This window comes from Variovorax sp. PAMC28562, from assembly GCF_014303735.1.
Classification (GTDB): Bacteria; Pseudomonadota; Gammaproteobacteria; order Burkholderiales; family Burkholderiaceae_C; genus Variovorax.
This window is the reverse complement of record NZ_CP060296.1, coordinates 3,548,898-3,566,751: the sequence shown is the minus strand read 5'-3', so window position 1 is coordinate 3,566,751 and position 17,854 is coordinate 3,548,898. Positions and strand designations below refer to the sequence as shown.

The window sequence follows — 17,854 nt, the reverse complement described above, 5'->3', positions numbered from 1 at the left end:
TGCGGAAACTGCTAGCGGCCCTGGGCGTTGGAGCCGCCAGGAACCGCCCGCTCCAGCGTGCGCTTCATGATCGCGGACGCCTCTTCGACCATCGTGTTGATGGCTGGCGTGAGCGCGTCAGGCAACACGTCGGTGATCCAGACGATCTGGCAACTGCCTGGGGCCGTCTGAAAAACCTGCACCGACGCATTGTGGTGTGCCGCACGGCCGCCGACCGCCGAGTACGCCAGCCGGTGCGCCGCGTCATCTACCGCCAGGATGATTTCGCGCGCCACCACGCCGTTGGCGAAAGTGACGATGCGCGCCTTCGGCTCCAGTTTGACGTCGACGACGAAACCGGGCACCAGCCGCTCGTGCACCACTTCCCAATCGCGCACCGCCTCCCAGACTTGCTGGGCCGGAGCCTGGATATCGATTTGCTTGTAGATGGATGCCATGGCGCATTCAACCTCAAGGCAGGTTGAAAAGCGAGTGCATTCTGTTCGCTTGCGCACAATCGGCGTGAAGCATCGTCCGCCACCGCAGCGCACCTTTCAAACCTCAGACTCGAGGCAATTGCCCGCTGACCACTTCTTTGACGACCGACCACAGTTGCACCGCCGCAGGGTTGGTCGTCGCACCGTCTCGGTGAAGCGAGACCCGTACTTTGTGCAATCGGGGCAATCTCAACGCCGCGCTTGCCGGTGCAAGCTCTGGCGGGATGTGCGCAGTCGTGCGTGCGGTGACGCCGAGCCCGGCCTTCGCGGCGGCCCATATGCCGGACACGCTGGCACTGGTCAGCGCAATCCGCCACGGTCGTCCTGCGCGGTCGAGGGCATCGGTCGCCGCCTGACGAAACCCGCAGGGCTGATCGAGCACGAGAAGCGGAACCGCCGCGTCAGCACCCAATGAAAAATTCGAGCTCGCGATCCACTGCACGGGCAGGCTCGTCAATATTTCTGACGTTGCCGTGTCCGCGTCGCCGAAGGCGAGAACCAGATCCAGATCGTCCGACTTCAGCGCGGACAGCAACACCGGGCTGCGATCCACAGTCACGGCAATGCGCACAGCCGGATACGCTCTTGCAAACTGGGCGAGAGCCTGCGGCAGCCAACTGTCCGCAAAGTCCTGCGGCATGCCGAACCTCACCTCGCCCGCCAGATGCACGCCCTGCACGGCGAGCAATGCGTCCCCGTTGATTTGCAGCATCCGCCTGGCAAACCCGACGAGCAGTTCGCCCGCCTCGGTCAAGGTCTGCTGGCGCCCGGACTTGCGGAAGAGCTCGGCTCCGACGCGTTCCTCCAGCGCCTTGATCTGAAGGCTGATGGCACCTGGAGAACGATGAAGCTGAGCGGCGGCTTTGCCGAAGCCGCCGAGGTCGACAGCAGCCACCAGCGTTTGCAGGAGTGAAAGATCCAAAAGCATAAGTGAGAAATTCTAAACCTTTAACGATAAATAAATCGTTTGTTTAAACGTTCACGTGGACCTAAATTGAGATCCTTCTCTTATCGCCCAAGGAAACGCCATGCTGGCTATGCAATACGGTTTTGATTTTCCCGACGACTTCGATCTGGACTCGGTGCGCAAACGCATCTCGGAGATCGGTGCGCGCTTCGACGGACTGCCGGGCCTTCACCTGAAAGCCTTTTTGGTGGCGGCATGCTCGGGCGCCGCGCCCAACAGCTATGCGCCGTTCTATCTTTGGAACGACCCCGCAGGGATGACCGCTTTCCTGACGTCTGACTCGTTCCGTGCGGTCGCGGCAAAGTACGGCCGGCCCAAGGTGCGGTCGTGGAGTCCAATTGCGCACCAGCATGGCCCTGCGCGCGCAATGACGCCGACGTTCGCCACGCAGCAATTCATCGACTTGCTGCCGAACACAGACCTCGTCGCGCTCGCCGCTGCGGAGCGGGACGCCGCCAGCCTGGTGGCAGGCGAGTCTGGACTGCACACCGTCTTCGTGGGGCTCGACCCGCATGGCTGGCAACTGACCCGCACGGCGTTTTGGTCCAGCGCACCGCAAGGCATCGCCGACGCACGGACGTTCGAGCTGCGTTACCTGGCGACAGGCAGCGGGTATTGACTGCACAAATTCGGCTGCAGCACTACCGACTTCGTCATCACAGTGATTTCGTCGCAGCCCCGCTTCGAGAGGCTTTCGCCTACGAGCCTGCGAGCCGGAAAGCCGTCAGTTTGTCGTTGTCATCCGCGATGATTCAGTGATGACACAAACGTATTCGATCGAAGAAGGAACCGCGCACCCGCTGGGCGCCACTTACACCGGCCACGGCGTCAACTTCGCGCTGTTCACCGCGCATGGAACCAAAGTCGAGGTCTGCATCTACGACGAGGCCGGCATCGAAGAGTTGGCCCGCATCACATTGCCTGAATACACCGACGAGGTATGGCACGGCTTCGTGCCCGGCTTGCAGCCCGGCGCCCGCTACGGCTACCGCGTGCACGGCCCGTACGAGCCCGAGAAAGGCCACCGCTTCAATCATCACAAGCTGTTGATGGACCCGTACGCCAAGGCGCACATGGGCGAGCTGAAGTGGGGGCCGGAACTCTTCGGCTACACCGTCGGCCATGAAGATGCCGACTTGAGCTTCGACGAGCGCGACAGTGCGCACATGGTGCCCAAATGCGTGGTGGTCGATTCGCACTTTCAGTGGAAGCAGACCCGAAACGTTCGGGTGCCGTGGGACCAGACCGTGTTCTATGAAACCCACGTGCGCGGCTTCACCATGCGCCGGCCCGACGTGCCCGAGCACATGCGCGGCACCTTCGCCGGCCTGGCACAAGACGGTCCTATCAAGCACATCCGCGAACTGGGCGTGACCAGCGTCGAGCTGTTGCCGATCCAGATGTTCCTGAACCAGCCGTTCCTGACGGACAAGGGCCTCACCAACTACTGGGGCTACGACACGATGGGCTTCTTCGCACTCGACCAGCGCTACATGGACGGGCCCAACATCGACGAGTTCAAGGCGATGGTCGACCGCTTCCACGAGAACGGGCTCGAAGTGATCATGGACGTGGTCTACAACCACACGCCAGAAGGCAATGAGCTTGGCCCGACGCTGTCTTTCAAGGGCATCGACAACGCGAGCTATTACCGGCTGATGCCGGGCGGTGGTGCAGACGGCAACGGCGCTGAAGGCCCCGGTGCGCGCTACTACATCAACGACACCGGTACCGGCAATACGCTCAACCTGAGCCATCCGCGCGTGTTGCAGATGGTGACGGACAGCCTGCGTTACTGGGTGACGGAGATGCGCGTCGACGGCTTCCGCTTCGATCTGGCGACCATCCTGGCGCGCGAGCCGTACGGCTTCGACGAAGGCGGCGGCTTCCTGAAGAGCTGCCGGCAAGACCCGGTGCTGTCGAGCGTCAAGCTGGTGGCCGAGCCATGGGACATCGGCCCTGGCGGCTATCAGGTCGGCGGCTTTCCACCGGGCTGGGCCGAGTGGAACGACCAGTTCCGCGACAACGTGCGCGCCTGGTGGAAAGGCGACGAAGCGCTGGCGCCCAAGTTGGCGCAGTGCATGTCGGCCAGCGGTGACCGCTTCAACCATCGCGGCCGCCGTCCTTGGGCCAGCGTCAACTTCATTACCGCGCACGACGGCTTCACGCTGGCCGACACGGTGAGCTACAACGAGAAGCACAACGACGCCAACGGCGAAGACAACCGCGACGGCTCCTCGGACAACCGCTCGTGGAATTGCGGCGTCGAAGGCGACACGGATGACCAAACTGTTCTTGACTTGCGCGCACGGCAGCAGCGCAACATGCTGGCGACCTTGCTACTGTCGCAGGGCACTCCGATGATGTTGGCCGGCGACGAGTTCGGCCGTACACAGCAAGGCAACAACAACGCCTATTGCCAGGACGACGACATCTCGTGGTTGCACTGGGAAATCGACGAACGTGGTCAGGCGCTCAACCGTTTTACGCAACGTCTGACGAAGCTGCGTAAGGAATTGCCGGTGCTGCGCCGCGGACGCTTCTTGTCGGGCGACGTCAAGGAAGAGACGCAGCTCAAGGACGTGACGTGGCTCGCGCCCGATGGTGCCGAGATGGATTCGGGCCACTGGGACGACCCGCAAACGCGCTGCTTCGGCATGTTGCTCGAAGGCACCGCGCAAGCTTCTTCGATCGCGCGGCCCGCTGACGATGCGACCGTGATGATCATGATCAACAGCTGGCAAGACGCGATCGAGTTCAAGCTGCCGGCGCGTGCCGACGGTGTGCACTGGTCGCGCCTGATCGATACCGCACTCGACCCGCAGGAGCCCGAGGACTTCGAGCCAGAGGCGATCTACACGGTCACGGGACGGTCGATGCTGCTGTTTGTCGCTGCCGGTGAAAAGCAGTCTGCGAACGCGGTCGCGGCGCTCGTCGCATCGCTCTGACGATGGTGCGGTGACTGGGAGTCGGTACAAGATGCACCCATGGCACGCGACGTACTCCTCACCTTCAACCCTGGCTCATCGACGATCAAGCTCGGGCTCTTTGCGATCGAAGACGGCAAGGCGCGAGCGTTTGGGCAGGGTGCCATCGATCTCCGGCACAAGCCGCTGTCGCTGAATATCGAGGAGGCGAATCGACCGCTTCAGGTGACCTTGAAGTCGCACGCTACAGACGACCTGCACGACGTTATCGATGAAACGCTCGGCTGGCTCGCGAGCCATTTTCAGTCCGACACGCTCTTTGCTGTTGCGCATCGCGTGGTGCATGGCGGCGATCGTTTCGACGGGCCGACGAAGATATCTGAAGACACGCTGACGGCCATCGAAGCGTTGTCTTCTCTCGCCCCGTTGCATCAACCGCAGAGCCTGCGTCTGATTCGCGCGGTGCAAAAGCTGCGTCCTGACTTGCCGCAAGCCGCGTCGTTCGACACGGCGTTCCACCGCACGCAAAGCGACCTGGTGCGTCGCTTCGCCCTGCCCCGCGATCTGTTCGACCAAGGCATCAAGCGCTACGGTTTCCACGGGCTCTCGTACAAGTTCATTGCCGGCCGACTGGCACTGAACGGCGACGGCGACGTGGGCGATATCGGCGACCGCGTCGTCGTCGCCCATCTGGGCAGCGGCGCGAGTCTGTGCGGCCTGGAGAACGGCATCAGCCGCGATACCAGCATGTCGTTCTCGACGCTCGACGGCATTCCGATGGCGACGCGCCCCGGTGCGCTCGACCCCGGCGTGCTGCTGCATCTGCAGAAGGAAAAGCACATGTCCGTCGACGCGCTCGAAGACATGCTCTACCACCGCTCAGGATTGCTCGGCGTCTCCGGCATTTCAGCGGACAGTCGCGAGCTTGTCGCCAGCGATGCACCGGAAGCAGGTGAGGCCTTGGCATTGTTCGCATTGCGCGTTGCGCGCGAGATGGCGGCGATCGCCACCACCCTCGGCGGCCTGGACGCCATCGTCTTCACCGCCGGCATCGGCGAACATCAGCCGAGCGTTCGTGCGGCCATTGCGGCGCACCTCGGCTGGCTGGGAGTGCGCGTCGACGCCGAGGCGAACAACGCACACAAGCTTCGCATCGACGCACCCGACAGCGAGATCGCGCTTCTCGTCATGCACACCGACGAAGAACAGGTGATCGCCGACGAGGCATGTCAGGTGCTATTTCACTTAGAAGTGAGATAGCGGCTAAAAAGTCCATTTGGCGCTGACTCGCGCACTGCGCGGGTCCATCGGATGCACATGCCGATCCGCAACACCTCCGCCGCACGACCCGCTCACCACTGCGCCCGATGTGCACGACGCGTAGTAATACTCGATGTCGTTGCCCTTCTTGCCCGCGATGTTGAACACGTTCAGCCCGAGGGTCAGGTGCTTGTTCACCGCGTAACTCGTCCCGAAGTTCAGCAGCGTGGTGGAGCGTGAGCGCACCATATTGAGCGTATCGAGCGCGCGTGGCCCGAGGTAGCGCAGCCAGAGCGACGCGGTCCACGGCCCATCGATGTAGGTGACGCCGGTCGCCAGCACGCGCTCCACCGCGTTGTCGACGTAGTTGCCCTCACCTTCCGGCGCGATCCCTTTGAAGCGGGCGCGTGACAGGGCGGCGTCGACCTCGAAGCGAAAGGCATTGTTGAGCCTCCACTTCAGCGTCGCCTCGATGCCGCGACGGCTGCTTGCCCGGCCCGGCTCGGTCGAGCCTGCGTCGCCGACATAGACCAGTTCCGAGTCGAGGTCGAGTTTCCAGAGCGCCACGGTCGTCGTCAGGTCTTCGTTGGGCTGAAAGCGCCAGCCAACCTCGGCGCCCTTGCCCTTCACGAGCGCGGGCACGCGGTCTGCAGCCTGGCCGGTCTGTGGATCGACGCCGATGGTGGCGCCACGCACGTCGTTGCTGTGAAAGCCGACACCTGCGTTCAGATAGAACTCGTGCTGCGGCGTGAGCGTGAAGATCAACCCTGCCTTCGGGCTGGCCAGCGAGTCGTGTCCCTTGCCACTGTTGAGCGGACCGTAGACCGGCTCGCGGCCCTGCACGTCGTAACGCAGCGTGTCCCCGCGCAGCCCCACGTAGCCGCGCCAACGGTCGCTGAAGTACACCAGCTGCTGCGCGTAGATTGAGAACAGATCCTCCGAGACCTTGTCGTCTCGCACTGTCGACAGCCGCTGCCGCGCTTCGGTGTTGTAGAGCCCGACCTCGCCGATGCGGTCACCGCGCCACGAGGCGCCAAAGGTGAGCACGCCGTCGAGCGAGCCTATCTTGTTGGGCATCACATGCGAGGCTTGCGCGCCGAAGATGTTGCGGCGGTCGGTCTGCTCGAACTGGTCGCCGTTGACCGGGTTGTTCAGAAAGTAGGTGAAGTCTGAGAACAGCTTGAAGCGATAGGCGATGGCATAGGCGCTGACGTTGGTCTCGCCTGCGGCCGTCTTGTTGAACCACTTGCCCGACAGGCTGACGCGCTGGGTTTCCCCGCCATCGGTTGGGTTGAGCGAGCCGAAACGCGGCAACGCGCCGCTGTCGATCAGGCGCTCCGGCACCTGGTCGGTCGAGGTCCAGCGGCTCTTGTAGGCCATGCCGGTGATGCTGAAGCCTTGCGTCGGCGAGCCCTGCGAATAGCGCAGCACCGCGTTGGCCTTCTTCAGGTTTTCCGACACGTTCCATGGGCCGTCGTTGCCAACGAGCTCGACGGCGCCGAGCCAGGTCTGGTCACCCACGGTGCGTGAGCCGGCGGCCAGCAGGCGCTTGTAGTTATTGGAGCCGTAGCTGATCTCGGTGAACGGCGCATCGAGCGCACTAAAGTAGTCGAGCGACGCGCTGCCCGCCAGCGAGAAGTCTCCGCCCTCGGCAAAGTAAGGTCCTTTGCGGTACTTCACGCCGGACACCAATTCTGGGATGAGGAAGTTGAGGTCGGCGTAGCCCTGTCCGTGGCCGTGCGTCGGCATGTTGACGGGCATGCCGTCCAGGCTCACGGCGAAGTCGGTGCCGTGGTCGAGATTGAAGCCGCGCAGGAAGTACTGGTTGGCTTTGCCGTCGCCCGAGTGCTGGGTGGCGACAACGCCCGGCACGGCTTCGACGATGTCGCCGGGGCGCAGTTTCGGTCGCGCCTGGAATACTTGGCGCTCGGCCGCACCTTCGCTGGCACTGTCGGCCGCGCCGATAGTGGCGTCTCGCGGGCCGCGCACTTCGATTTCTGGCAGATGGCTGTCTTGCGCCATCGCGGGTCCTCCGAGCAATGACAGTGTGCCGAGCGTGGCGCTGAAGACGCGGGAACGGGAATTGGAGCGCGTCAGTGTTTGGATTCGAGCCATGCGAATCTCCTCTTGTTTGGGTGGGTTGGTTGCCATTGGAGTGCGCGTGGCGATGCGCAGCGTCGCGCGTTACCCGTCGCGAGCTTCAGAGCGGTAGAGGTTTCAAACGGCGCCGCCGTGCTCGGCGGGACGCCCGACTGTCGTCAGCCGTTCAGGTCGACAGTGCCTGCGGCGGCCGCTCGATGCGCCAGGGGTCGGCGCTGCCCGGTGCAACCGACCGTGCGACTCTCCACGTCTTGCCGAATGCTTCGGGGGGCGGAGGCAAATCGACGTCGTTGCTGGCCGCCATGAACACGAACGACGCACTGGCTTGCGCCGTGTCGGTCGCGTCACCGCGGTCGGCAAAGTCGAAAGCGTCATCCAGGATCACGCTCGTGTCGTCGAGCTGGTGATGATGTCGAAGGCCGAGTGCATGGGCATGTTCATGAGCCTCAACCTGGACTTCAGCACGGTCATGCGAATGGCCGTGCGCATTGCTGTACTGCATGCGCCGAAAGTCGCGCCAGCCACTCAGGGAATCCTTCGGATCGCTCGTGACGATTCGTTCAGCAACCTCAGCGCGGTGGGTGTGCCGCGCCCCCAACATCGCCGTGACCGCAGCCGAGACGGCTTGCAGCGGAAGGCTCACCGCCAGGATCGCAACGACCAGCCACTGAAGCAGCCGAAGCGCTTCGCCCAACGTCGGCAGCCTTTTGGGGAGAGCTGGCAACGCCCGGCAAAGTCTGGCTTGCGAAGTTGGCATGGAGCGGGAAATGCTATTTGAATCTGGTCTGTTTACGCGGGAAACATGCCAGCGGATTCAATCGCTCTACGACGGTAACCCGAAGTCAGGCGAAGCAAGGCGGAGTCGCACCGGAATCGATTTTGCAGCGGGCACTTTGCTTTGCTCGGCGTGATGCGCGAGCGGAATCAGCGGATTGCATTCCGGGTAGTACCCAGCGACGCAACCAGCCGGGATGTCGAAGCCGGTAATGCGCAGTCCCGGCACCTCGCGCGTGTGCCCGTCGTCTACAGCGGTCGACGCAGTAACGATGGCGCCCTCGGCCAGCCCGAGCCGGTCGATGTCGTCGCGGTTCATCAACAGCACCTTGCGCGTGCCGTACACACCGCGAAAGCGATCGTCCAGGCTGTAGACGGTGGTGTTGAACTGATCGTCGCTGCGCATGGTCATGAGTCGCAGCACGTCCGGGTCGGTCTCCGGCGTGTCTGGGTCGGCCACCAGGCTCTCCACGACCATGAAGTTGGCCTTGCCGCTGCTGGTCTTCCAGATGCGCTCCCGTGCCGGAATCGGCCGCTGAAAGCCGCCGGGAATGCGAAAGCGCTGCTCGAAGTCTCGAAAAATTTCCGGGTACGTGGCCTCGATGGCGCTGCGCACCCGCCCGTAGTCGGCGACCCAGTCTTGCCAAGGCACCATCGGGTTGGGCGCGAGCGTCGCCTGCGCGATGCCGGCAATGATCGAGGCCTCCGAACGAAGGGTCGACTCGGCCGGCTCCGCAACGCCTTTGGATGCATGGATGAAGCCTGTCGAGTCTTCGAGCGCAACGGTCTGCTCGCCGCTCGCCTGCCGATCGATCTCGATGCGGCCGAGGCACGGCAGCAGGTACGACACCTCGCCGTGGATCAAATGACTCCGGTTGAGCTTGGTCGCCACGTTGACAGTCAATCGCAAGCGACGCCAGGCCGCCTCGACACGCTCCGTCTCCGGAACCGCGCGCACGAAGTTGCCGCCCAGCCCGATGAAGGCGCGAACCGACCCGTCGATCACACCCTCGCAGGCCTCTACGGTGTTCAGCCCCTTGGTGCGCGGCGGCTCGAAGGCGTACAGCGCGGCCAGCTTGTCGAGCGGCGCCAGCGCCGGCTTCTCCGTGATGCCGACCGTACGCTGGCCCTGCACGTTCGAGTGCCCGCGCACCGGGCAAATGCCTGCGCCCGGCCGGCCGATGTTGCCGCGCAGCAGCAGCAGGTTCGACAGCATCTGCACGTTCTGCACGCCCTTGCGGTGCTGTGTCAGGCCCATGCCGTACACCGCGATCACGGCGTGCGCTTTGGCATAGACCAGCGTTGCCTGCTCGATGTCGTCGCGCGTGAGTCCCGACTCTTTTTCGATCTCGGCCCACGAGGCTTCGCGGACCGTTTCCGCGAACATCTCGAAGCCGCTGGTGTGCTCCGCCAGGAAGTCGACATCGAGCACACGTTTGATTCCAGCGAGCCTTGCGATGTCGTCCATCGCGATGAGCGACTTGCACATGCCGGTGAGCACTGCGATGTCACCACCGATCTTCAGCTGGTGGTACTGCGTGCTGATCTTCGTCTCGGCCAGAGTCAACATTTCTATCGGCGACTGTGGATTGGCGAAGCTCACCAGCCCGCGTTCACGCAGCGGATTGAAGGTGACGATCGGCACGCCGCGTTTGCGCGCGTCTTGCAGTTGGTGCAGCATGCGCGGACTGTTGACGCCCGTGTTGTGGCCGAAGAAAAACATCGCGTCGGTCTGCTCGAAGTCGTCGAGCGTGACGGTGCCCACCGGCACGCCGATGGTCAACGGCAGCGCGACCGATGTGCTCTCGTGGCACATGTTCGAGCTGTCCGGCAGGTTGTTGTTACCGTACAGCCGGGCCAGCAACTGGTACATGTAGCTGGCCTCCAGCGAGGCGCGACCTGAGGCGTAGAACACAGTCGACTTCGGGTCTTCGGCGCGCAACTTTTTAAGCTCGGCGCCGATGTCGGCATAGGCATCTTCCCAACTGACTTCGAGGTAGCGATCAGTGGCGGAGTCCCATCGCATTGGCACCGTGAGACGGCCGCCGACTTCGAGTTCGTGGTCGCTCCAGGTTTCCAACTCGGTCAACGTGTGTGCTTCGAAAAACTTTGCCGGCATGCGCTTGCCGGTAAGTTCCCAGGCGGTCGCCTTGGCGCCGTTCTCGCAGAATTCGGCGAGGTGCGGCTTGGACGGCTTGGCCCAGGCGCAGCTCACGCATGAGAAGCCGCCGGGCTTGTTTTGAACGAGCAGTGCTTTGGTGCCGGCAACAAGGGCTTCTTCCCGAATCAGGTAGGTCGTGACTGCCTTGACGGAGCCCCAGCCGCCCGATGGATGGTCATTGGGCTTGAATTCGGGGACTGCGCTCATCGGGGACTACCTTTTTGAAACGGCCGGTGCCGCAACAGGCATCGATGTCTTGAAAGGTAGTCAAGGGAGGCGGCTTGTCAGGTAGGGTAGACGGCCCGCGCTTTGTAAGACTGAGGGATGCACTTGCTGCTGCGGCTCTTGCGCGAGCCATGAGACGGTACGCGCCAGTACTTATAGCGAATGACGACGACCGGCAGGTGTGGGCGAGGACAAGAAGAAGGCGGGTTGACGATGCGCTCGTGCGGGGCTCAGGCCGGCGCGGTGCACTACTCCGCTCATGTCCCCCGGCTTCGCCTCCTCCTTTACTTCGCTGCGCAGTACACCCCACCGGCCTGCGCCATGTGAGGGCCGCGGTTGATCAGGGTGCGCGACCGTCAGCTTCGGGCCCGAAGCGGAAGTTCCTTTCGCTCTAAAGCAGTCATCCGACTGGCGGAGGCGTCCCGATCTCAATCATCTCGAAATCATCAAGAAGCTTAGGTATTTCTTGTTGGTCAACGGAAACGTCAACCGCAAATGGTGAAGTCGCACTTGCCGCCGCAAAAATGACGTGCCCGTTAGAACCATGCAGTATCAGCCCAGCTTGAACTTGGGCTGCCGCGGTTGCGCCTTCAGGAACGGGGCCGCGTCCCGCATGTTGAGTCTTAGGATTGGCCCCAAGTGTGGGCAGGGCCGCCCCTTCTTCGAGCCACTCGTTTCGCCAGAGCGAGACTGAAGAATCGACTAGAAGCGGCTCGGGAAACAGTATCCACGCTCGCTCGCATGAATCGGCCTCGGCCTGGAGCGTAAAAACTTCAAACCAGCGCCCCGCGCTGTGCTCCTCAGCGGAAAGGCTGAGCCCCTCGCCGCGTTCGAGCAAAAGAGACGCACCATAGCGGTCTGGCGAATATCCCATCACTTCGCGGCCAACAAGCGTTGAGCCGTCGAACTGACTGACGAACGTGTTTATCTTCATGTTGGTCCAATTCGCAATGCCCGCTCCTGGCCCGACTACGGCCATTTGAGCTAGACGTTTGCATGGCGGCGAGGCGCGCTGCAAGCAGCACAGAAGTTTGCAGCGGGCGTCCGAAGTGGTTTGCCGCATTTATCGCAAGGTGGACCATAAAGGCTCAAGCGATGGTGATACAGCGCAAAGGGATTGTTTTCCTTGAACCCGGTGATGCGCTCGTAGGTTGCAAGTGCTGCCGCTCCAACGTCAGTTTGCGCCTGGCGCAGACCCATCCCTGTCTCTTCTCTGTATTTCCGAATCTGCTCCATGAAACTAACCCGGAAGACCTGTTGGTACTCCTCGTCGGTAAGCAAAGGCCGATCGGCGTTGCATCGCCAGCAACACATCGTGATTGCCATTTGTTTCCCTTGAATCACTTAGCTGCGAGGGCGGATCGAAAGACCGCTTCTGGCCCGATTGCGGTCTTAGCCCACCGTCGTTGATATGCGCCTACCGCGCCAGCCCAGCCTCACCGTGAACCCTTAAGCCTTCGGCGGCTCCGTCTTGATCGGATGCCCCCCAAACTCATTCCGCATCGCAGCCAGCAGCTTGTCGGTGAAGGAGTCGTCGTCGCGAGAGCGCAGTCGTTCGAGCAACGACAGCGTGATGACCGGCGCAGCCACACCCAACTCGATTGCCTCGTTCACGGTCCATCGCCCTTCTCCCGAATCGGCGACGTACGGGGCGATGCCGGCCATGGTCGGGTTCTTGCCGAGCGCGTCGGTCGTGAGGTCGAGCAGCCATGAACGCACGACGCTGCCAGTGCGCCAGATCTCGCCGACCTGGTGCAGGTCGAGCGCGAAGTCGGTCTTGTGCTGCAGGATCGAAAAGCCTTCGGCATACGCCTGCATCATTCCGTACTCGATGCCGTTGTGAACCATCTTGGTGAAGTGCCCCGAGCCGACCGGCCCGACACGGCCCCAACCCGCATCCTTGCCCGGCGCCAGCGTTTCGAAGATCGGGCGCAGCGCAGCGACCACCGCTTCGTCGCCGCCGATCATCATGCTGTAGCCCTCTTGCAGACCCCACACGCCACCGCTGGTGCCGCAGTCGACATAGGCCAGTCCTTTGCCGGCGTACGCCTTCGCACGGCGCAGCGTGTCTTTGTAGTTGGAGTTGCCGCCATCGATGACGGTGTCGCCCGGTGCCAGCAGCGCGAGCAAGGCATCGACGGTGTCGTCGGTGATCTTACCGGCCGGCACCATCAGCCACACGACGCGCGGGGCCTCCAGGCTCTGCACGAGCGACGCGAGCGCATCGGCCGATGTCGCGCCCTTGGCTTCGAGCGCTGTGCGCGCCGCAGCATTGGGGTCGAAGCCGACGACGTGATGCCCGCCGCGGAGCAAGCGTTCTGCCATGTTGGCGCCCATGCGGCCGAGGCCGACCATTCCAAGCTTCATCGATGTGCTCCGTTCGTTTTGTTCAACCGCGCTTGGGGATGGCGAGGCCGGCGGCCACAGCCGGACGCGCCACGAAAGCAGCCAGCACGCGCGCCACGTTCGGGAAATCGGTGAAGCCGACCAGCTCGCCAGCTTCGTAGAAACCGACCAGGTTGCGCACCCACGGAAAGATCGCGATGTCGGCGATGGAGTACGCGTCGCCCAGCATCCAGTCGCGGCCCGTCAGGCGTTTTTCGAGCACACCGAGCAGCCGCTTCGACTCGGCGACATAACGATCGCGCGGCCGCTTGTCTTCGTAGTCCTTGCCGGCAAACTTGTTGAAGAAGCCGAGCTGCCCGAACATCGGTCCGACGCCGCCCATCTGGAACATGACCCACTCGATGGCTTCGTAGCGGCCGGCCGCGTCTTGCGGGATCAGCTTGCCGGTTTTCTCGGCGAGGTAGAGCAGGATGGCTCCTGATTCGAACAGGCCGAGCGGTTTGCCGCCCGGTCCGTCTGGATCGAGGATGGCTGGGATCTTGTTGTTCGGCTTGAGCGACAGAAACTCCGGCGACATCTGGTCGTTGGTTTCGAAGCTGACGAGATGCGGCTCGTAAGGCAGGCCAATTTCCTCCAGCATGATCGCGACCTTGACGCCGTTGGGCGTCGGCAGCGAATAGAGCTGAAGGCGGTCGGGATGCGCGGCTGGCCACTTCCTGGTGATCGGGAAAGTTGAAAGATCGGACATGTGCGGAGTGTTTTGAAATGATGGCGGCTGACAGTATCTCCGCGATGCAACGGTTCCGACTGCTGAGCATTCCGCGCACCTGTGTGGTGCTCAGAAACCGGTTGACGCTCCTGCTGCTGCGCTGCAACAATGCGCCATCTTAATTTTTGGAGCCCTTTGCGTGGACAGTGCCTTAAGTCGCAGCGATAGAAAACGTGCCCTTGCGGGTGCGGCGCGCCAGGCTCGCTAACGCAAATGCTTTGCGCTGTGGGGCTCCGCGCCGCAGCGGTGAATCACGCCGATCGGCGTGCGTTCTGAACCCAAAACACGGTCTCTTCCGATCGTCAGTCCAAGCCTGACATCGCAGACGCGGCTTAAGCTCTATTTCAGGCAAACGGCTCCTTCAAAGCAAAGGAGTTCCCGTGTGCTTCTCGAAGATTCCCAACGCCTCGACCGCAAGGCCGACCCACACTGCAGGCGCGGTGCTGAGTAGCGACAACCGGCTCGCCGTACCCGAGACAAACGTCTACGCGAGTCTGTGGTCCAGCCGGCGGGTGCGCGCGGCGAAGTCGGTCCAAAACACTGGTGTCCCCCAGCGGCGCTGAGCTGGACTTTCAACTTTCGACAGCCCGAAGATCGCCATGGACCCCGCCCCCAGTCCGCGCTTTGGCGCGACCACATCATTCGACCCGATGCCCCTGTACCTGGCGTCGCTCAAGGATTTCCTCAACGCTTGACCGCGCGAGGAGTTGGGCGCCGTGTGCGCTTGAACGAGACTCCTCATGACCCGCGAAGATTTCAAAACTCACCTGCGTTCCGCCCTCGCCGAACGCCGCCCCGTTGTCTTGCGACACCTGCTGGACCTGCACGGTGCGGCGGCGTTTGCCGATGGGCTTGCCGCTTGGTCTCCACGCCTGGTGGCCGACGCGCTTTCTCTATTGCTTCAAACGCAGCGCATGGCCGTGATGCGGCATCTCCCCTTTGCATTGCGCAACCATGATTTATGCGTCCAGGTCGCGCACCGCCACTCGTCTGGCGGTGTAGCGCCGCCATGCCTGCCTCTGGCACGTTGGGTTGCCTCGTCCACCGCCAGGAGCCTCCCATGAATTTCGTCGACAACATCTTTAAAAACTGGTTCGGTGGCTTCCTGTCGCGCCGTCGTGCAACTCAACTGTTCGGGCGCGGTGCGCTGCTGGACACCGTAGGCGGTCGAGGCGCTGCTGAGGCGGTGCCCGAGCATGTCTCGCGAGACATGCTCAAGGCCGCGACCGACGACATACCCGGTTCGCTGGTTCGTCTGGGGTCTCACGAAGACGGGCTGAGTGCCCCCGAGGCAGCCGAGCGGCTGACACGCTTCGGCCCCAACGAGGTCGAGCACGAAAAGCCTTTGCCCTGGTGGCTTCACCTGTGGCATTGCTACAAAAATCCCTTCAACCTGCTGCTCACGGTGCTGGCCGGCGTGTCGTTCCTGACCAACGATCTGAAAGCGACGATCGTGATCGGCACGATGGTGGTGCTCAGTACGTTGATCCGGTTCATCCAGGAGGGCAAATCTAACCGTGCGGCTGAACGGCTCAAAGCGATGGTGACCAACACCGCCACTGTGATCCGTCGCGACCTCGGGACCGAAGCGACCGAGGTGGCTGAAAAATATTTTGATCTCCACCTTAACGCCCGGCGTCCGCCGTCCCGCGCCGAAGTGCCGATTCGCGAACTTGTACCGGGTGACCATGTGGCCCTTTCAGCCGGTGACATGATTCCCGCCGACTGCCGCTTGATGACGGCCAAGGATCTGTTCGTCGCGCAGGCTGCCATGACAGGGGAATCGCTGCCGGTAGAGAAGTTCGCTGATGAGAAGTCATCGTTTGCGACGGTTCTGGAGGCGCGCAACCTTGTCTTCATGGGCACGAACGTGGTGTCGGGCTCTGCGACCGCACTGGTCGTCGCCACGGGCAACCAGACCTATTTCGGCACGCTGGCGACACGCGTGACTGCCACCAGCCGGGCACCCACCGCGTTTCAGGCCGGAGTCAACAGCGTCAGCTGGCTTTTGATCCGCTTTGCCTTCGTGATGGTGCCGATCGTGCTGCTGGTGAATGGCTTCACCAAGGGCGACTGGACCGAGGCATTCCTGTTTGCGCTCGCCGTAGCCGTTGGTTTGACGCCCGAAATGCTGCCGATGATCGTGACGTCGACCCTGGCCAAGGGCGCGGTCGTGTTGTCGCGCAAAAAGGTGATCGTCAAGCGCCTGGATGCAATCCAAAACTTCGGCGCGATGGATGTGCTTTGCACCGACAAGACCGGGACACTGACGCAGGACAAGATTGCACTGGAGCGCCAGACCGATGTCTTTGGCAATCCGTCGGACGAAGTGCTGAAGTTCGCTTTTTTAAACAGTCACTATCAGACCGGACTGAAGAATTTGCTCGACAGAGCTGTGCTCGAACACGTTGAACTTCAGACCGAATTGAAGCTGGCGCAGGACTATCGAAAGGTCGACGAAATTCCCTTCGACTTCGAGCGCCGACGCATGTCGGTCATCGTCTCCGAGCGTGACGATCACCACGAGTTGATCTGCAAAGGGGCGGTGGAAGAGATGCTGGCGGTATGCACTCGCGTACGGATAGCCAGCGCCGAAGGACAGCAGGACGTGGCGCTCGATGCACACATGCTCGAGCGCGTGCACACCGTCACTCGTGAACTGAACGAAGACGGCCTGCGTGTGGTGGCGGTGGCGATGAAGGAGACCGTCGCGAGTCACCTGACCTATTCGGTAGCCGATGAATCCGAACTGATCTTGGTGGGATACATCGCGTTCCTCGATCCGCCCAAGGAATCCGCAGCGCCGGCATTGCGGGCCTTGGCCAACAACGGCGTCAACGTCAAGGTCTTGACCGGCGACAACGAGCTGGTCACTGCACGCGTCTGCGGCCAGGTCGGCCTGGCGGTCGGCACCATATTGCTCGGGCCGCAAATCGAGCGCATGAGCGATGCCGCGTTGGCGCATGCCGTGGAAGACCATCAGGTGTTCGCCAAGCTGACGCCGTTACACAAGGAACGCTTGGTCCGTGCGCTGCGCGCCAACGGACATGTCGTCGGCTTCATGGGCGACGGCATCAACGACGCGCCGGCGCTGCGGGCTGCCGACATCGGCATTTCGGTCGATTCGGCAGTCGATATCGCCAAGGAAGCGGCCGACATCATCCTGCTGGAAAAAAGCCTGATGGTGCTAGAGGAAGGTGTGATCGAGGGGCGGCGCACCTTCAGCAACATGCTGAAGTACATCCGCATGACGGCGAGCTCCAATTTTGGCAACGTGTTCTCGGTCCTGATTGCCAGCGCGTTCCTTCCGTTCCTGCCAATGCTGCCACTTCAGTTGCTGGTGCAGAACCTGCTGTACGACATCTCACAGATAGCGATCCCGTTCGACAACGTCGACGAGGAGCTGGTGAAGAAACCGCTGAAATGGAACCCGGGCGATATCGGGCGCTTCATGGTGTTCTTTGGCCCGGTCAGCTCGATCTTCGACATTACGACTTTCGCGCTGATGTGGTACGTCTTTAAGGCCAACACGCCCGGGCAGGAAACCTTGTTCCAGTCGGGCTGGTTTATCGAGGGTCTGCTGACGCAGACGCTGATCGTGCACATGATTCGAACGCCCAAACTGCCCTTCATCGAAAGTCGAGCGGCCATGCCCTTGTTGGTCATGACCGTGGCAGTCATGGCCGCGGGTGTTCTGCTGCCGATGGGTCCATTGGCCGACTACTTCAAATTGCAGGCGTTGCCTTTCGGTTATTTCCCTTGGCTGATCACCACACTGGTGGGCTATGCCGTGCTGACCACTCTGATGAAGCGTTTTTACATTCGTCGCTTCGGGTGGCAGTGAGGCGC

At 62.4% G+C, this 17,854-nt stretch carries 14 protein-coding genes; 5 read left to right on the top strand and 9 right to left on the bottom strand.

The window, feature by feature from the left end; translation table 11 throughout:
- Window positions 1–11: 11 nt before the first annotated feature.
- Complete coding sequence (locus H7F36_RS16735; protein ID WP_187051873.1) at window positions 12–437, bottom strand: SRPBCC family protein; 426 nt, start codon at window positions 435–437, stop codon at window positions 12–14.
- 103 nt (window positions 438–540) lie between these two features.
- The gene (locus H7F36_RS16730) at window positions 541–1,404 is read right to left on the bottom strand and encodes a LysR substrate-binding domain-containing protein (protein WP_187051872.1); all 864 of its coding nucleotides are present in this window, start codon (window positions 1,402–1,404) and stop codon (window positions 541–543) included.
- A 100-nt stretch (window positions 1,405–1,504) separates the two neighbouring features.
- On the opposite strand from H7F36_RS16730, the gene H7F36_RS16725 reads away from it, so the two are divergent.
- The 3 genes from H7F36_RS16725 (at window position 1,505) to H7F36_RS16715 (ending at window position 5,630) form a co-directional block, all read left to right on the top strand.
- Window positions 1,505–2,062, top strand: coding sequence for a DUF4865 family protein (locus H7F36_RS16725; RefSeq protein WP_187051871.1), 558 nt, complete (start codon window positions 1,505–1,507; stop codon window positions 2,060–2,062).
- Between the two features lie 139 nt (window positions 2,063–2,201).
- Window positions 2,202–4,391, top strand: a complete 2,190-nt coding sequence (glgX, locus tag H7F36_RS16720; RefSeq protein WP_187051870.1) for a glycogen debranching protein GlgX — start codon at window positions 2,202–2,204, stop codon at window positions 4,389–4,391.
- 39 nt (window positions 4,392–4,430) lie between these two features.
- Window positions 4,431–5,630 carry an acetate/propionate family kinase gene (locus tag H7F36_RS16715; protein WP_187051869.1) on the top strand — a complete coding sequence of 400 codons (1,200 nt, stop codon included), beginning with the start codon at window positions 4,431–4,433 and terminating at the stop codon, window positions 5,628–5,630.
- A 3-nt stretch (window positions 5,631–5,633) separates the two neighbouring features.
- Here H7F36_RS16715 and H7F36_RS16710 read toward each other — a convergent pair whose 3' ends face one another.
- The 7 genes from H7F36_RS16710 to H7F36_RS16680 all read right to left on the bottom strand — a co-directional run bounded on the left by H7F36_RS16710 (window position 5,634) and on the right by H7F36_RS16680 (window position 13,984).
- Window positions 5,634–7,745 carry a TonB-dependent receptor gene (locus H7F36_RS16710; RefSeq protein WP_187051868.1) on the bottom strand — a complete coding sequence of 704 codons (2,112 nt, stop codon included), beginning with the start codon at window positions 7,743–7,745 and terminating at the stop codon, window positions 5,634–5,636.
- A gap of 151 nt (window positions 7,746–7,896) precedes the next feature.
- The gene (locus tag H7F36_RS16705; protein WP_187051867.1) at window positions 7,897–8,424 is read right to left on the bottom strand and encodes a hypothetical protein; all 528 of its coding nucleotides are present in this window, start codon (window positions 8,422–8,424) and stop codon (window positions 7,897–7,899) included.
- Window positions 8,425–8,553: 129 nt separating this feature from the next.
- Window positions 8,554–10,872: an FdhF/YdeP family oxidoreductase gene (locus tag H7F36_RS16700; RefSeq protein ID WP_187051866.1), complete on the bottom strand. Its 2,319-nt coding sequence runs from the start codon at window positions 10,870–10,872 to the stop codon at window positions 8,554–8,556.
- 418 nt (window positions 10,873–11,290) lie between these two features.
- Window positions 11,291–11,824 carry a hypothetical protein gene (locus H7F36_RS16695; RefSeq protein WP_187051865.1) on the bottom strand — a complete coding sequence of 178 codons (534 nt, stop codon included), beginning with the start codon at window positions 11,822–11,824 and terminating at the stop codon, window positions 11,291–11,293.
- A 50-nt stretch (window positions 11,825–11,874) separates the two neighbouring features.
- Window positions 11,875–12,216 (bottom strand): hypothetical protein, encoded by a 342-nt coding sequence (locus H7F36_RS16690; protein ID WP_187051864.1) that lies wholly within the window; start codon window positions 12,214–12,216, stop codon window positions 11,875–11,877.
- A 123-nt stretch (window positions 12,217–12,339) separates the two neighbouring features.
- Window positions 12,340–13,257 carry a phosphogluconate dehydrogenase (NAD(+)-dependent, decarboxylating) gene (gnd, locus tag H7F36_RS16685; RefSeq protein WP_187051863.1) on the bottom strand — a complete coding sequence of 306 codons (918 nt, stop codon included), beginning with the start codon at window positions 13,255–13,257 and terminating at the stop codon, window positions 12,340–12,342.
- 22 nt (window positions 13,258–13,279) lie between these two features.
- Window positions 13,280–13,984, bottom strand: coding sequence for a glutathione binding-like protein (locus H7F36_RS16680; protein WP_187051862.1), 705 nt, complete (start codon window positions 13,982–13,984; stop codon window positions 13,280–13,282).
- Window positions 13,985–14,745: 761 nt separating this feature from the next.
- Between H7F36_RS16680 and H7F36_RS16675 the strand changes: the two genes are divergently transcribed.
- Both H7F36_RS16675 and mgtA read left to right on the top strand, forming a co-directional pair.
- Window positions 14,746–15,069, top strand: coding sequence for a hypothetical protein (locus H7F36_RS16675; protein ID WP_187051861.1), 324 nt, complete (start codon window positions 14,746–14,748; stop codon window positions 15,067–15,069).
- Window positions 15,066–17,849, top strand: coding sequence for a magnesium-translocating P-type ATPase (mgtA, locus tag H7F36_RS16670; protein ID WP_187051860.1), 2,784 nt, complete (start codon window positions 15,066–15,068; stop codon window positions 17,847–17,849). Before H7F36_RS16675 ends, mgtA begins: the two co-directional genes overlap by 4 nt.
- Window positions 17,850–17,854: the final 5 nt, after the last annotated feature.

What these genes read in the sequence shown, in the direction of transcription:
- H7F36_RS16715 (WP_187051869.1), top strand. Translation starts at nt 4,431, where the DNA reads ATGGCACGCGACGTACTCCTCACCTTCAACCCTGGCTCATCGACGATC.
- H7F36_RS16725 (WP_187051871.1), top strand. Translation starts at nt 1,505, where the DNA reads ATGCTGGCTATGCAATACGGTTTTGATTTTCCCGACGACTTCGATCTG.
- H7F36_RS16735 (WP_187051873.1), bottom strand. Translation starts at nt 437, where the DNA reads ATGGCATCCATCTACAAGCAAATCGATATCCAGGCTCCGGCCCAGCAA.
- glgX (WP_187051870.1), top strand. Translation starts at nt 2,202, where the DNA reads ATGACACAAACGTATTCGATCGAAGAAGGAACCGCGCACCCGCTGGGC.
- H7F36_RS16700 (WP_187051866.1), bottom strand. Translation starts at nt 10,872, where the DNA reads ATGAGCGCAGTCCCCGAATTCAAGCCCAATGACCATCCATCGGGCGGC.
- gnd (WP_187051863.1), bottom strand. Translation starts at nt 13,257, where the DNA reads ATGAAGCTTGGAATGGTCGGCCTCGGCCGCATGGGCGCCAACATGGCA.
- H7F36_RS16710 (WP_187051868.1), bottom strand. Translation starts at nt 7,745, where the DNA reads ATGGCTCGAATCCAAACACTGACGCGCTCCAATTCCCGTTCCCGCGTC.
- H7F36_RS16675 (WP_187051861.1), top strand. Translation starts at nt 14,746, where the DNA reads ATGACCCGCGAAGATTTCAAAACTCACCTGCGTTCCGCCCTCGCCGAA.
- H7F36_RS16695 (WP_187051865.1), bottom strand. Translation starts at nt 11,824, where the DNA reads ATGAAGATAAACACGTTCGTCAGTCAGTTCGACGGCTCAACGCTTGTT.
- H7F36_RS16730 (WP_187051872.1), bottom strand. Translation starts at nt 1,404, where the DNA reads ATGCTTTTGGATCTTTCACTCCTGCAAACGCTGGTGGCTGCTGTCGAC.
- H7F36_RS16690 (WP_187051864.1), bottom strand. Translation starts at nt 12,216, where the DNA reads ATGGCAATCACGATGTGTTGCTGGCGATGCAACGCCGATCGGCCTTTG.
- H7F36_RS16680 (WP_187051862.1), bottom strand. Translation starts at nt 13,984, where the DNA reads ATGTCCGATCTTTCAACTTTCCCGATCACCAGGAAGTGGCCAGCCGCG.
- mgtA (WP_187051860.1), top strand. Translation starts at nt 15,066, where the DNA reads ATGAATTTCGTCGACAACATCTTTAAAAACTGGTTCGGTGGCTTCCTG.